Origin of the sequence: Flavobacterium cheongpyeongense (genome assembly GCF_003202435.1) — a bacterium.
Taxonomy (GTDB): Bacteria; Bacteroidota; Bacteroidia; order Flavobacteriales; family Flavobacteriaceae; genus Flavobacterium; species Flavobacterium cheongpyeongense.
In genome coordinates this window covers 18,629-34,558 of record NZ_QJHK01000024.1, presented here as the reverse complement: position 1 = coordinate 34,558, position 15,930 = coordinate 18,629, and the positions used below count along the sequence as shown (strand labels likewise).

Below are 15,930 nucleotides of genomic sequence, written 5' to 3'. Positions count from 1 at the left end.
AAAGCCTGAAACAGTAAATTTGTTATTAGTAGTGTAATCAGTATGCATGCACTGATGTCAATCAAAATTATCCCAATGTAGAATGCTAATAATCCACACCATATTCCTGAAAGAATAATTTTTTTATACTCGTTTTTAATTTTAAAAACTAGGTAAAAAGCATAGATAAAATAAGTTATTCCTCCAATGAATGCAAAATCATGATATTGATGAGCAGACATAAATTCAAATACAATAACGGGCAAAGTCACTACGATGAAAATGATTACAAGGTGTATTCCACTTTTTTGGGCTAAAGTCATAATATATTGATCGATCAGTAATAGTATATTTCCTTAAATAGTGTTTATAAATATATTAAAACATTCCTGATTTCTATTCAGATTCAAAAAAAACAGAATCTTAGTGACTTAAGGTCTTAGAATCTTTACAGAAAAAAAATCAAAATTCCATTTTTCAAATTCGAATATAAAAAGTATTTTTGCGCATGCAACATAACGTACTTATTTTAGATTTCGGATCGCAATATACTCAGCTTATTGCGCGTAGAGTTCGCGAATTAAATATATTCTGCGAAATTTTTCCTTACAATCACTTTCCTAGTGATTTATCACCTTATAAAGCAGTAATTTTAGGAGGAAGCCCATTTTCTGTTCGTGCAGAAGATGCTCCACATCCTGATTTATCTCAAATTCGGGGCAAACTTCCATTATTAGCAGTTTGTTACGGAGCGCAATATTTAGCTCACTTTAGCGGAGGCGAAGTAGCAGCTTCGAACACCAGAGAATACGGAAGAGCCAATTTATCCTATATTAAGGAGGATGAAGTTTTCTTTAATGGTGTTTCACAAAACAGTCAGGTTTGGATGAGCCATAGCGACAGTATAAAGTCTTTGCCAACAAATGCAGTGAAACTGGCAAGCACCCATGATGTTGAATATGCCGCTTATAAAATTGAAGGAGAAACAACTTATGCTATTCAGTATCATCCCGAGGTTTTTCATTCTACTGACGGATCAAAAATGCTGGAAAATTTTTTAGTAAACATTGCCGAAGTTCCTCAAAATTTTACACCAAATGCTTTCGTTGAAGAAATGGTGGGAGAATTAAAAGAAAAATTAGGAAACGATAAAGTGGTTTTAGGACTTTCCGGTGGAGTCGATTCTACTGTAGCAGCTGTTTTGTTGAATAAAGCAATTGGCAAAAATCTGTATTGTATTTTCGTTAATAATGGTTTACTTCGTAAAAACGAGTTTCAAAATGTTTTAGACCAATATAAAGGAATGGGATTAAACGTCAAAGGTGTTGATGCCGGAGATCGTTTTCTTTCTGAACTGGCCGGAATCAGTGATCCTGAAACCAAACGTAAAACAATCGGGCGTGTATTTATTGAGGTTTTTGATGACGAATCACATTTGATCGAAGACGTAAAATGGCTGGCACAGGGTACAATTTATCCAGACGTAATCGAATCAGTTTCTGTAAAAGGACCATCGGCAACAATTAAATCGCACCATAATGTGGGTGGATTGCCGGATTATATGAAATTAAAAATCGTAGAACCACTAAGAATGCTTTTCAAAGATGAAGTAAGAAGGGTAGGTGCTACTTTAGGGATAGATCCGGAATTATTAGGAAGACACCCTTTCCCTGGACCCGGATTGTCAATCAGAATTTTAGGGGATATTACTCCTGAGAAAGTTCAGATTTTACAAGATGTTGATTCGGTTTTTATTGAAGGATTAAAATCCTGGGGATTATATGACAAGGTTTGGCAGGCCGGAGCAATTTTGCTTCCTGTAAACTCTGTTGGGGTAATGGGCGATGAGCGTACATACGAAAAGGTAGTGGCTCTGAGAGCTGTAGAATCTACCGATGGTATGACGGCTGACTGGGTTCATTTGCCTTATGATTTCTTAATGAAGGTATCCAACGATATTATTAACAAGGTAAAAGGCGTGAACCGTGTAGTTTACGACATAAGTTCAAAACCACCTGCAACAATTGAGTGGGAATAGTACCATATTTAAAATTAAGGTCTTACATTTGTGAGGCCTTAATTTTTATAACCTACTATTTATGAGAAGACTTTTAACGATTTTTCTTGTGTTTGTTTTGTCTTTTAACAAAATAACTGCGCAAGATTCAGTTATTGAGCATAAAATTCAAAAAGGGGAAACAGCTTATTTCATCGCCCAAAAGTATAAGGTTTCTGTAGATGAGATTTACGAGCTTAACCCTGAATCGCAAAATGGGATCAAGGATAATCAAATTATAAAAATTCCCGTTCATAAAGAAACCAAAACAAATCCAAAAACACAGCAAACGCATTTAGTCACAGCCAAAGAAACCCTTTTTGGTTTATCAAAACAATATCATGTTTCTGTTGAGGCTATTCAAAATGCCAATCCTGAAATTCTTTCCGGTGGACTTCAAATCGGACAGGAATTAATAATCACTCAAAATTCAGCTAATTTGTCTAAGGAGGAAACTTCGGTTTCAGTTAAGGTAACACATCATGTGGCTGCCAAAGAATCGTTGTTTAGTATCGCCAGACAATATAATGTTTCCGTTCAGGATTTAGAAAATTTAAACAAAGAGATTCTTCAAAACGGATTGCAGATTGGTCAGACAATTGCTATTCCGAACAAAAGAAAAACGGTAGACGGAAGAGTTCGTGTAATCAATCAGGAAACTGTTTTTCATGTAGTTGAACCAAAAGAAACCAAATTTTCGATTGCAAAAAAATACGGAATCTCAATCGATCAGTTAGAATCTCAAAATCCGGAAATCGTAAACGGACTGCTTGTTGGAAATAAACTGGCCATCAATAGAACAGCAATTAAACCGGCAAACGAAAGCGAAGAATTAATGCTGGCTCTTGCCGAAAAGCAGGTTGTAGTTGAAAAAACAAAAGCCAAAACAATTGAAATCGATGATTTAAAAGACAGACTGGTTGTTCAGAAAGAAATGAACCAGAAAATTATAAAAATCAATGATCTGAAACTAAATCTGAATGACATGAATGGTTCTAAAGAAAATTCGGTTGAAAAACTGCGTTTGGTATTAGAAGCGAATAAAAATGTGCAGGATATTTTAATGGTAAAATTAGATTCCTTAGTCAACACGATGAACAATGATTTGGTCGAGTTGAAACGAATGGATGTTTTGAATATTAATGAATCGAAGCGATTAGAAAAACAATCGTATGAAAATATCGGTAAAACTAGTGAGTTATCTTCTCAATTAAAAAAAGAACTGGCTGAAAACCGAAAAGTGTACGCCGGTTTAATGAATAAAGTTGAAAAAATTGCCGTAGAAGAAAATCAGGAATACAAGAAAAAAATCCGTGATAGCGAGAAAAAGAACAATGCAACTTCGATACAGCAAAGGCTTTCTTTAGAAGAAATCAAACGTTATAGAATCCAACAGGAGCAAGGAGATACCCAGAATCAGTTATTAATTGCTAAAATTGATTCTTTGGACAATCAGAAAAAAATTGAAGTTAAAAGACATATTAGTAAAGCTGCTTACTACAGCATGGAAGCCCGAAATTTTGATGACAAACTGGCTTTGATTAAATTAAAAAAGTATCAGGATGAAGCCCTCAAAAATAAATCTGAAACTTTCCAAACCTCCGCAGTATCATTAGAACAAATGAAGCAGGAACTGAAGGAGAATCCGTTTAAAAATGAAAAAGATATAAAAATTGAAGTTTTTGACAATCTTAAAGAAGTTTCAAATGGTTTTTATTTGGTTTTAGGCACATTTACAGAGGCGATCCCGAGAGATCAGTTAATTATGAAGCTAATTGATTCTGGTGATTTTAATGCTAGTTTCTTTTTTAATATAAACAGTCTTTCGTATTATGTATATTCTGATAGTTATGATACTATGGAAGAAGTCTTGTATCAATGCAAGAAAAAGGAAGAAGATGAGTTATATAAAAATGTTATTATTGCTAAAGCAGAGATTGACCTCCGATAATATTAGTAAAGAATTAACTTTCGGACTGATCTTTGTTTTAAGCAGAAATTAGTATCTTGTTCGCATTAAAAAAAAATAATTGTTTTTAATATCTATTATGAAATATTTTTTCACCCTGTTTTCTATTTCTTTTTTTATGACGTGTTCTGCTTTTTCTCAGGGGAAAGTGGTGAAATATACTGTTTTAGCCGGAGAAACAATCAATCAGATTGCACAAAAATTTAAGGTTACTCCTTATGATATTTATGGGTTAAACCCGGATGCTAGAACCTCTTTAAAGCCAAATACAGTTTTATTGATCCCGAGTAAATCAGCGACTGCCCAAAAAAACGAAACATCTGCAAAAAAGACAGGAAACACTAAAGAAGTTATACACGAAGTACAGCCAAAAGAAACTTTTTACAGTATTGAAAAAAAATATGGTATTTCAGACGAAGCACTGAAAGCTGCAAATCCGTTTCTGGAAAAAAACGGTGTTCAAATTGGGCAAAAATTGATCATTCCAAAAGGAAATTCAGCAAAAAAATCTTTATCTAATAAATTGGTGAACGAAAAATATGTTTATCATGATGTAGTAGCTAAAGAAACTAAGTTTTCAATAGCAAAAAAATACAACACTACAATTGAAGATTTAGAAAAACGTAATCCTGAAATTGTATCGAATTTGCCAGTTGGATACAGATTAACAATAAAAGGGACGGCTCCAAAAACAGAAGCATCAACGACAATTACAAATAATGAGAAGTCTGCCGATACGAAAAAGCCTGTTGAAACTTCAAATAAAGTGACCACTTATATGGAGTATCAGGTTAAACCAAAAGAGACTTTTTATAGTTTAGGAAGAACTTTTCATATCACTCAGGAAGAATTAACAGAATTGAATCCGGCGCTTTCTGAAGGTGTAAAAGAAGGAATGGTTTTAAAAGTTCCGTCTGGATATTTAGCACCTGCTCCAATTATAATGCAATCACAGCCAATTGAAAAAGAGGTTGAAAAGTCAATTGAAACTTCAACTGAAACTTCAACTGGTATAAAAATTCTTGAAAAGGTAAAATCTGAGACTGTTTCTGTAGATCCCCAAGTGGTTGAGTTAACTAAAAAAAGAGATCAGAACGAGCGTAAAAAACTGGTTTTACTGTTGCCTTTCAATTTGGTAAAAATGCAAAATGACACACTAAGTTCTGCCAGCCGAATTAAAAGCGACAAATTTTTGAATATGACACTGGATTTTTATTCAGGCGCAATGATGGCTATTGATTCAGCAAAAGTTTTAAAATTACCGATAGATGTTTCGATTTATGACTCACAGGAAACGAAAAATTCCTCGAATGTTTCGGGCTTAATTGCTCAAAATAAGTTGCAGAATGCAGATGCGGTTATTGGTCCATTCTATCAAAATAATGCAGAGGCTGCAGCAAATTTATTACGACTGTACAATGTTCCGGTGATTTCGCCACTATCAAAAGATTCCGCTACCCCAATTGATAATTTGTATCAGTCAGTTCCGTCCAGCGATATTATAAGGAATACTGTTTTTGATTATATGCGTTCTAAAAATGGTAATATAGTTGCCGTTGTTGACAAGAAAAAAGAATCTGTAATCAGTTATATCAAGCAAAATCAAAAAGGAGTAGCTTTTACTTCTCTCACCGAAACAGGAGGTATAGATGCTGCGAATTTAAAAAGTTTATTGTTCCCGGGAAAAATGAATTACGTTGTAATGGAAACAGGTAATACGGCAATGATCAAAGCTACTATAAAAGCGTTAGTTGATGCTCAGAAAACTTGTCAGATCCAATTGGTGATTTTGGAACCAAACAGTACTTTGGATACAGATGAAATTAATTTTGAAAACCTGATAAAATTAAAATTGATGTATCCTTCGGTTACCCGTCAAAGTGATGAGTCATCTGTATTAATTTTTGAAAAAGAGTATAACCTGAAAAATAAAGTGAATCCAAATACTTATGCTACCCGGGGTTTTGACGTTACTTTTGATACCATGATGCGTCTGGTTCAGGGAAAAACGTATCAGGAAACAGCAGATTTGATGACAACTGAACACGTTGATAATAAATTTCAATATTATAAAAGAGAAGATGGAGGGCACGCAAATAAAGGTGTTTACATTTTATATTACGATTCAGACTTAACTTTAAAAGTAGCAAATTAATGACATCAAAAGTAACCTATTTAGGCGATTTAAGAACAAAATCAATACATGTGCAGTCAGGAAGCGAGCTTATCTCGGATGCACCATTGGATAATAACGGAAAAGGGGAAGCATTTTCTCCAACAGATACAGTCGCAAATGCACTTGCAAGCTGTATGTTTACGATTATGGGAATCAAAGCCCGGGATTTGAATGTGGACTTAGTTGATTCGACAGCTGAGGTGACTAAAATTATGAACGCTGAGCCGCGAAGAATTGGAGCAATTGAAATTGTTTTTGAGATGAAAAGCAATGCTGATGAAAAAAATAAAACAATCTTAGAACGTGCAGCCATGACTTGCCCGGTGTTCCTGAGTTTAAACACGGACATCAAAAAACAAATAACATTCAACTGGAAATAAAATAAAAGTATAGAATCTAAAGAAGCAGGAAAAGAAAATGATTATTCTTTTCCTGCTTCTTTTTTCTTTTAAAAAATGGAACAAGACAAAAAACAACTCATAAAATTAGCCCATACCAAAATGCCCTTCGGGAAGTATGAAGGTTGGTTTTTAATAGATTTACCAGAATATTATGTGGTCTGGTATCATAATAAGGGTTTTCCAAAAGGAGAATTAGGGCAGCAATTACAGCTTATTTATGAATTAAAATTAAATGGATTGGAAGAGTTAATCCGAAATATTAAAAAGCAGTATCCAAAACCCAATTAACAAAAATATTTAAAAAAACAGCAGATTAAAAGTTAAAATTATCAATTACTGAAACAGGTATTGATTCTGTTTGAAAATTTGCAAATTATCTCATTCTCTAATTGATAAATTGTCTAATTAAATTTGTACTTTTGCCAAGTTTTTTACACAACTACAATACAAACTACAACAGAATGAATCAAACAAAATATATTTTTGTTACAGGCGGTGTGACTTCTTCATTAGGAAAAGGGATTATCGCGGCATCTTTAGCAAAATTGTTACAAGGAAGAGGGTATCGTACAACTATTCAAAAATTTGATCCGTATATTAATGTGGATCCGGGTACATTAAACCCTTATGAACATGGAGAATGTTATGTTACAGATGACGGAGCAGAAACCGACTTAGATTTGGGACACTACGAACGTTTTCTTAATGTTCCAACATCTCAGGCAAATAACGTTACGACAGGAAGGGTTTACCTTTCTGTTATTGAAAAAGAAAGAAGAGGGGAATTTTTAGGAAAAACAGTTCAGGTTGTTCCTCATATAACAAACGAAATCAAAGACAGAATGCAATTGCTTGGTAAATCAGGTGATTATGATATCGTTATTACTGAAATTGGAGGAACTGTCGGAGATATTGAATCTCTTCCCTATATTGAATCTGTTCGTCAGTTGGTTTGGGAATTAGGAGAAAACAACGGAATTGTTATTCATTTAACTCTAGTTCCTTTTTTGGCTGCTGCCGGGGAATTAAAAACAAAACCGACACAGCACTCCGTAAAAACGTTGATGGAAAGCGGTATCAAAGCAGATATTTTGGTATGCAGAACTGAGCATGAATTATCTCAGGAATTGCGCAACAAATTAGCCTTGTTTTGTAATGTAAAAAAAGAGGCAGTTATTCAGTCTATCGATGCTTCGACCATATATGAAGTTCCAAATTTAATGCTTGAAGAAGGATTAGATGTTGTAGCCTTAAAAAAATTAGATCTGCCTAAAAAAGCATCTCCGGATCTTAAAACATGGAATACTTTTTTACGCAGATTAAAAAATCCAAAGCAAACTGTAAATATCGGTTTGATTGGTAAATATGTAGAAATGCAGGATTGTTACAAATCTATTTTAGAGGCGTTTATTCATGCAGGTGCTGCCAACGAAACCAAAGTGAACGTAATTTCTATTCACTCAGAACACATTAATATTGATAATGTTGCCGAAAAATTAGGAGTTCTTGACGGCGTTTTGGTTGCTCCGGGATTTGGAGAAAGAGGTATTGAAGGCAAAATTGAAGCTGTTCGTTATGCACGTGAAAATAATATTCCGTTTTTCGGAATTTGTTTGGGAATGCAAATGTCAGTTATCGAATATTCAAGAAATATTTTAGGTTACGCTGAAGCAAATTCTACAGAGATGAATGAAAAAACAAATCATCCTGTTGTGAATTTGATGGAAGAGCAAAAAACGATCACTGATAAAGGCGGAACTATGCGTTTGGGAGCCTGGAAATGCGATATTAAGCCAAATACTTTAGCACATAAAATTTACGGTCAAAAAACAATTTCAGAGCGACACCGTCATCGTTATGAATACAATAATAAGTATAAGGATGAACTGCAAAAAGCTGGTTTGATTGCTTCCGGGGTAAACCCTGATACAGGATTGGTAGAAATTGTAGAATTGGAAAACCATCCGTTTTTTATTGGTGTACAATACCATCCCGAATATAAAAGTACTGTTGCCAATCCGCATCCAATTTTTGTAAACTTTGTCGGAGCAGCTGTAATTGCACATAAAAAATAATATTAATATTCTGAAAGGGTGTAACTTTTGAGTTTAACTCATAACTAATAGCCTTTAACGAATAACTTTTTTAAAATAATATATGGAAGAAAAAAAATTAGACCTTAATTCAATCATTGGTTTTGTATTAATATTCGGAATTTTGATTTGGATTATGTACCAAAATCAGCCTTCTGAAAAAGAAATTGCTGCTGAAAAAGCCAAGAAAGAGTTAGTTGCTAAACAAGAAGCACAGGCAAAAGCGGATAAAGCCAAAACAACATCATTACCAGTTGCAACGGTAACTCCTGGAGATACATTAGAATTGGCGAAATTGCAAAAAACTTTAGGAGGATTTGCTTATTCTGCAACGCTTCCTTCAGCAAAAGAAGTTTTTACAACAATCGAGAACGAAAAGATAAAACTTAAAATTGCCAATAAAGGTGGTTATATTGTTGAAGCTACCCTAAAAGAATTCGAAAGATTAAAAAAGGGTTCAGGTGAATTAGTTGAATTGATAAAAAACAATAACTCAAGTTTAAATTTACAGCTTCTTACCAAAGATAACAGAACTTTGAATTCTAAAGATTTGTATTTTGAGCCGACTTTAGAAAAAATCGGTGCAGATCAGGTTTTGTCTATGCGTTTGAAAGCCGGAGCTAATGAATTTTTAGAATATAAATACATCCTTAAGCCAAACGATTATTTAGTTGGTTTTGATATTCGTTCTCAAGGATTGAATAAAGTTTTGAACCCTTCTAAACCATTAGATTTACAATGGGATTTAAAAACATACAGAAACGAGAAAAGCGTTTCTTATGAGAATCGTTATGCGCAAATTGATTACAAATACGAAGATTCAAAATATAATAATGTAGCTTCACGTGGTCAAGGAAAAGAAGAAACTCCTAATAAAGTGAGTTTTGTAGCTTTTAAACAACACTTCTTCGCTACTATTTTATCTACAGAAAAACCTTTTGAAACTTCAAAATTACAGTCGGACGATTTAGTTAAAGACGAAAAAAGCGATACAATTTTTACAAAGCAGTTTAGAGCCAATTTACCTTTAGCATTTTCAAATGGAGAGATCGATTACAAAATGAGTTTGTATATGGGGCCTGCAGACTATAAAACATTAAAATCTTACGATAAAAACTTCGAAAAAATTATTCCGCTTGGTTGGGGAATTTTTGGATGGATCAACAAATGGATTTTCATTCCTTTATTCGGATTTTTAAGTTCATCAGTTGGATTATCTTTAGGGATTGCAATTATTATTTTCACAATTATCATCAAATTGGCTATGTCGCCAATTACATATAAATCATTCCTGTCTCAGGCTAAAATGAAAGTTTTACGTCCTGAAATTACAGAGTTGGGAGAAAAATTCAAAAAAGACCCAATGAAGAAGCAACAGGAAACAATGAAATTGTACAACAAAGCAGGAGTAAACCCAATGGCAGGATGTATTCCGGCATTGATTCAGCTTCCGTTTATGTATGCTTCGTTTCAGTTTTTTCCAGCGGCATTTGAGTTGAGACAGAAAAGTTTCCTTTGGGCAGATGATTTGTCCTCTTTTGATTCCGTTATAAAACTACCGTTCAATATTCCATTGTATGGAGATCACATCAGTTTGTTCCCAATTTTGGCAGCAATTGCGATTTTCTTCTACATGAAAATGACTTCAGGAGATCAGCAAATGGCTGCACCACAACAGGAGGGTATGCCCGATATGGCAAAAATGATGAAAATCATGATTTACGTTTCACCATTAATGATGTTAATTTTCTTTAATAGTTACGGTGCAGGATTGAGTTTGTATAACTTTATTTCGAACCTGATAACAATCGGGATTATGTTTGTTATTAAAAACTATATTGTAGATAGTGAAAAAATTCACGCTCAGATTCAGGAGAATAAATTGAAAGAGCCTAAAAAGCAAAGTAAATTTCAACAGCGTCTTCAGGAAGTAATGGAACAGCAGGAAGCTGCTAAAAAAGCTCAAAATAAAAAGAAGTAATTTTCTTTACCAGAATTAAAAAAGCTCGAAATTGTCTAATTTCGAGCTTTTTTTGATGTTATACTTAGTAATTTAAGATTGTTTATATAACCATTCTGATAAATCTTTTCGGTATGTTTTTCTTTGACAATGAATTTTTGGATCAAAGTTTTTCCATAGCAAATGAATGGCATTGTTTTCTAAAAGTTCAGGAGTTCTGATGCAATTCTGAATACCTTTTTCTGAGAAAGTCTTATAATATTCATCAAATATAATTGCTGTAACACCTTTGTTTTGATAGTCCGGGTGAACTCCGATTAGATAAAAAACGACATCTTTGCTGTGTTTTTTTGCTTTTAATAAATGAAGGAATCCGAAAGGGAAAAGCTTTCCTTTGATTTTTTGTAAAGCTTCTGTAAAACTAGGCATTACAATGCTGAAAGCAATTAAATTATCGTCTTTGTCAACAACAAACTTGATATATTCAGGATTGATAAAACTGATGTATTTCTTCTTGAAATATTCTTTTTGGACATCGGATATGGCTACAAATGAAGCTAATTTTTCATAAGATTCATTAAATAAATCAAACATTTTGTCAACATGCGGCATAATGTCTTTTGTTTTTGTAAAAGTTAAGGATCTTAGACCATATCTTTTTTTGATAAGTTCCTGTGCTTTTAAGAAGAATTCTGGTTTTACATTTGAAAACGGAAAAATACTTTCGATATATTGTTTTTCTACTTGAAAACCCAATTGCTCAAAATGGGTAACATAGTATTCATTATTATACCATGTAATCATAGTTCCTACCTGATCAAAACCGTCAGTCAAGACTCCAACTTTATCTAAATTTGAGAATCCCATAGGGCCTTCTATATGCTCCAGATTGTTTTTTTTTCCTAATTCATATACCTTTTCTAATAAAGCTTTGGTAACTTCGATATCATCAATAACATCAAACCAGCCAAAACGAACCTTTCTTTTATGCTGGTTGTTTACTTCTGACCAGTTTATGATGGCTGTAATTCTTCCAACAACTTCATTGTTTTTATAAGCCATATAGAAATAAGCCTCAGCATTTTCAAAAGCTGGATTTTTTGTTTTATCAAATGACTCTAACTCATCCGCAATAATTGGAGGAACCCAATACGGATTGTCCTTATATAAAGAAAAAGGGAATTTAATATATTCTGTTAATTCCTTTTTTGTTTTAGCTTCTTTAATTGTAATCATTAACGTGTTTGTATTTAAAATTTAAAAAAGGGAGAGAAGTGATTTAGGTATAAGAAATTTAAAAGCTTATTCATATTTAGCTTTTCTTTCACGTTCTTTTTCCTGATAATCTATTATTTCTTCTTCTGTTGGCTCTTTTATCTTATTTTTGTCTTTATTTTTATTTTTTTTGCTTTTTTTCTTTATTGCTTTACCATAATTTACCAGTTTGTTTTTGTGATTATCATCGTAGCGTATTGAAAAACCAATTCCGCCATAAAGTATTGAAGGTGAGTTTTTTAAATTTTTACTAACCGAAGCATCAATTTGAACATTTCTTGATAATAAATAAGCAGCACCACCTCTTACAATTGCATCACTGTATAAATCGCTTTTATACCCCTGATTTTCAAGGAAACCTGACCATTTGCTATTAAAACCTCTTGTCAGGGTTAGGATATATCCATATCCGGGATTGTCTGATGAGATATAATCTGCGAGAATATTTGTTACCAGTACCCATCTTCCATCGCCAAAATGGTTTTGAGTAATCAACATTATTTTAGGAGCGATCTTGAAACCATCTGAATAATAATTGAGGGTATTGGTATTATAAGCGTATGGGTTGTCTTTGAATACAAAATTTGCGCCGGCAAAGATTGAAACTGCGGGTATTAATTGGCGCCAGCTGAATTTTTTATTGGCATTATAGCTATAAATATTGATGTCTTTATTATAACGTTTAAATGGATCATAAATCAAGTATTTTGCGCCTAAAACCGTTTGCCTGAAGTTGCTTTTTCTAAAAGTGGTGGCTGGAGTTGTAAATTTTTCATTTTGATATTCAATATCTGCTATAAATTCAAGTTGTTCGTGAAAAAGACCCCAACGAAGTGTAAAATCAGTACCAAAACCTGTAGCTTCATAATCTTGCGTGTTGTGGTTTTCATTTATTCCATAAAAACCAACTTCAGCTTGTATTACAGATTTTCCAACAGAGAAAGCTGACATAGTTTCACCTGGCCGGTTTGAATTTATAAGATCTGTATGCTGAGCAAAAAAATATTGTGGAAATAAAAATAGGCAAGCTATTAAAAAGTTTTTAATTTTTAACATATATGTATTTTTTGTTTAAAAAGTAATAACGTTTTCAAATGTACTATATTTTATTATTTATTTAAGATTCAAATTTTAATTTTGAACTATGGTTTTATTAATTTTGAAAAAAATTATACGATTATGCAAGAAGCATCATTTTCAGGGTTACTTAAAACCATCATGTGGGTAATAGCTTTTTATTATATTTTTAAATTTTTAGCTAAAATCTTTTTGCCTGTACTGGTAAAAAAAGCGGTTGAGAAAGCAGGTGAGAATTTTCAGAGACAACAGCAATATAGTCAGGATAATTCATGGCAAAGAACCCAAAATAATAATAATGATGAGATTATCATCAATACCACTAATGTAAAAAAGCCTCGCGAAACCAAAAAAGTAGGCGATTATGTTGATTACGAAGAAATAGATTAAGTTTGTACCCTGAAATTATCAGGATTCATCATTTAACCAAACTACCCAAAATTGAAAATAGTAAATAAGTTCTATCCGCATGCCCTTGTAATTCTGGGCTTTATTCTTGTTTCATTAATTTATTTTTACCCTGTTCTGCAGGGAAAACAAATTTTTCAGTCAGATATTGCCCAATATACCGGAATGGCAAAAGAGCAAAATGACTTTCGGGCAGCTGAAAATACAGAGCCTTATTGGACAAACTCTGCTTTTGGGGGAATGCCGACCTACCAGTTAGGAGCTAATTATCCGAATGATTTTGTGGGAAAACTGGATGATCTTCTGCGTTTTTTACCACGCCCTGCTGATTACTTATTTTTATATTTTTTAGGTTTTTACGGATTATTATTAGTTTTAAAGACGGATCCTTTAAAAGCCTTTATTGGAGCAATTGCGTTTGGATTTTCAACCTATTTAATTATTATTCTGGGAGTTGGACATAATGCAAAAGCCCATGCAATTGCATATATGCCATTGGTAATTGCCGGTTTTATATTGGTTTTTCAAAAAAAATATATTTGGGGTGGTCTGCTCACAATGTTTGCAGTTGCGCTTGAAGTGAATGCGAACCACTTTCAGATGACTTATTATTTGTTGATTTTCTTATTAATTCTTTCAGGTTATTTTACCTTTAATTTTATAAAAGAAAAACAATATAAAGAACTTGCATTTGCAGTTGGAGTTCTCGTTGTTGCCGGAATTTTTGCCATTGGAGCAAATGCAACAAATTTACTCGCAACCAGTGAATATGCTAAATATAGTATTCGAAATAAAAGTGAGCTTACTTTTAATCCGGACGGCTCAAGAAATCAGACTACTGCGTCTATGGCAACAGACTATATTACAGAATATAGTTATGGAATTGCAGAAAGTTTCAATTTAATTGCGCCTAGGCTTTTTGGAGGTTCAAGCCATGAAAATGTAGGTACGGATGCCCGGATGTACTCTTTTATGATCGAACAGGGAGTTCCATCTGATCAGGCAAAGGAATTTGTTTCCGGAATGCCTACCTATTGGGGAGATCAGCCTATCGTTTCTGCACCAGCATACATTGGGGTGGTGGTTTTCTTTTTGGCTGTTTTAGCTTTGTTTATTGACGAAAGAAAAATCAAATATGCATTCCTATCGGGTGCACTATTTACTTTGATGTTATCATGGGGTAAAAATTTCTCTTTTTTAACTGATTTCTTCATCGAATACATTCCGATGTACGATAAATTCAGGGCTGTTTCTTCTATTCAGGTAATATTAGAACTCTGTTTTCCTGTTTTGGCAGTAATGGGATTACAGTCTTTCTTTAAAGCAAAAGAACAACCAAAATTACAGCAAAAGGCTTTATTACAGACAGTCGTTTTTGGTATAGGCGTTTTAGTGATTTTATTATTTGCAAAAAGCTTCTTTCATTTTACAGGAATGAGTGATCAAAGTTATCTGCAAGCTTACGGACCAGATTTTGTTGATGCTTTGAAAGAAGACAGAAAGAGTTTGTATTCAGCGGATTTGTTAAGGTCAGGCTTTTTTATTGTAGTAATATTTGGAGTTTTATGGATGTTCATCAAAAATAAGTTGGCTCAAAATACAGCTTTACTTATCGTTGGTCTTTTAATGATTTTTGATTTGTTTTTTGTCGATAAAAGATATGTGTCATCTAAAGACTTTGTCAGTCCTGTTCAAATTGCGGCTCCTTTTCAGGAAACACCAATTGATACTAAGATTTTGGAAGATAAATCGATTTATCGTGTTTTTGATGTTCAGGGACAATTGCAGGGAAGATCTTCATATTTTCACAAAACAATTGGTGGTTACAGTGCCGTAAGACCAAGAAGAATGCAACAGTTAATGGATTATCAGATTCAAAAAGGTAATGTTGAAGTTCTTAATATGTTAAATGTTAAGTATGTAATCCAAACAGACAAAGAAGGGAATGAGATTCCGGTAGCAAATCCTGATGCTAATGGAAATGCATGGTTTGTAAGCACTGTAAAACTTGTAAATAAGCCGGATGATGTAATGAAAGCGTTAGGTCATATTGATACTAAAAAAGTTGCGGTTTTTAATGTTCATGATTACGAAGCAAAATTCAAAAGTGCCCGTTTAAAAAAACAATGGGATACAACAGGAACCATTAAAGTTTTACAATACAAGCCAAATTATATTAAATACCAGTCTGATAACGGAAAAAATGGTTTGGCAGTTTTCTCTGAAATGTATTACAAAAATGGCTGGAATGCCTATGTTGATGGTCAATTGACAGATCATTTTCCTGTTGATTATGTTTTAAGAGCAATGGAAGTTCCAGGCGGAAAACATACTATAGAATTTAAATTCGAACCTGAGGTTGTTAAAACCGGAAGCACCATTGCACTAGTAAGTTCTATTGGAATGTTATTGCTTTTGATTGGAGGAATTTATTTTGAAAGAAAGAAGAACCACAGTTGAAAGTAAATTTATAAACTAAATCATTTGTATATTTTCGGTAAAGATTTATATCAATAAATTTAAATCAAATCAATTT

The 15,930-nt window shown here is 33.2% G+C and carries 11 protein-coding genes; 9 read left to right on the top strand and 2 right to left on the bottom strand.

The genetic code is table 11. The annotated features are described in order from the left end of the window. The first annotated feature begins 487 nt into the window (after positions 1 to 487). From guaA to yidC, 7 genes are all read left to right on the top strand, one after another. Positions 488 to 2,017: a glutamine-hydrolyzing GMP synthase gene (gene guaA, locus DMB65_RS19315; protein WP_110308275.1), complete on the top strand. Its 1,530-nt coding sequence runs from the start codon at positions 488 to 490 to the stop codon at positions 2,015 to 2,017. A 61-nt stretch (positions 2,018 to 2,078) separates the two neighbouring features. Further along, positions 2,079 to 3,986: a LysM peptidoglycan-binding domain-containing protein gene (locus DMB65_RS19310; RefSeq protein WP_110308274.1), complete on the top strand. Its 1,908-nt coding sequence runs from the start codon at positions 2,079 to 2,081 to the stop codon at positions 3,984 to 3,986. A 97-nt stretch (positions 3,987 to 4,083) separates the two neighbouring features. After that, on the top strand, positions 4,084 to 6,159 hold the full coding sequence (locus tag DMB65_RS19305) for a PBP1 and LysM peptidoglycan-binding domain-containing protein (protein WP_110308273.1): 2,076 nt from the start codon (positions 4,084 to 4,086) through the stop codon (positions 6,157 to 6,159). Beyond that, on the top strand, positions 6,159 to 6,560 hold the full coding sequence (locus tag DMB65_RS19300) for an OsmC family protein (RefSeq protein WP_110308272.1): 402 nt from the start codon (positions 6,159 to 6,161) through the stop codon (positions 6,558 to 6,560). The genes DMB65_RS19305 and DMB65_RS19300 overlap by 1 nt, the downstream gene beginning before the upstream one ends. A 75-nt stretch (positions 6,561 to 6,635) precedes the next feature. Beyond that, on the top strand, positions 6,636 to 6,869 hold the full coding sequence (locus tag DMB65_RS19295) for a DUF3820 family protein (RefSeq protein WP_110308271.1): 234 nt from the start codon (positions 6,636 to 6,638) through the stop codon (positions 6,867 to 6,869). A 173-nt stretch (positions 6,870 to 7,042) separates the two neighbouring features. After that, positions 7,043 to 8,656 (top strand): CTP synthase, encoded by a 1,614-nt coding sequence (locus tag DMB65_RS19290; protein WP_110308270.1) that lies wholly within the window; start codon positions 7,043 to 7,045, stop codon positions 8,654 to 8,656. A gap of 82 nt (positions 8,657 to 8,738) precedes the next feature. Further along, complete coding sequence (yidC, locus tag DMB65_RS19285; RefSeq protein WP_110308269.1) at positions 8,739 to 10,655, top strand: membrane protein insertase YidC; 1,917 nt, start codon at positions 8,739 to 8,741, stop codon at positions 10,653 to 10,655. Between the two features lie 72 nt (positions 10,656 to 10,727). Here yidC and DMB65_RS19280 read toward each other — a convergent pair whose 3' ends face one another. After that, positions 10,728 to 11,870: a GTP cyclohydrolase gene (locus tag DMB65_RS19280; RefSeq protein ID WP_110308268.1), complete on the bottom strand. Its 1,143-nt coding sequence runs from the start codon at positions 11,868 to 11,870 to the stop codon at positions 10,728 to 10,730. A 66-nt stretch (positions 11,871 to 11,936) separates the two neighbouring features. After that, positions 11,937 to 12,965: a transporter gene (locus DMB65_RS19275; RefSeq protein WP_110308267.1), complete on the bottom strand. Its 1,029-nt coding sequence runs from the start codon at positions 12,963 to 12,965 to the stop codon at positions 11,937 to 11,939. Positions 12,966 to 13,088: 123 nt separating this feature from the next. On the opposite strand from DMB65_RS19275, the gene DMB65_RS19270 reads away from it, so the two are divergent. After that, complete coding sequence (locus tag DMB65_RS19270) at positions 13,089 to 13,376, top strand: DUF4834 family protein (protein WP_110308266.1); 288 nt, start codon at positions 13,089 to 13,091, stop codon at positions 13,374 to 13,376. Positions 13,377 to 13,427: 51 nt separating this feature from the next. After that, the gene (locus tag DMB65_RS19265) at positions 13,428 to 15,854 is read left to right on the top strand and encodes a YfhO family protein (RefSeq protein WP_110308265.1); all 2,427 of its coding nucleotides are present in this window, start codon (positions 13,428 to 13,430) and stop codon (positions 15,852 to 15,854) included. Positions 15,855 to 15,930: the final 76 nt, after the last annotated feature.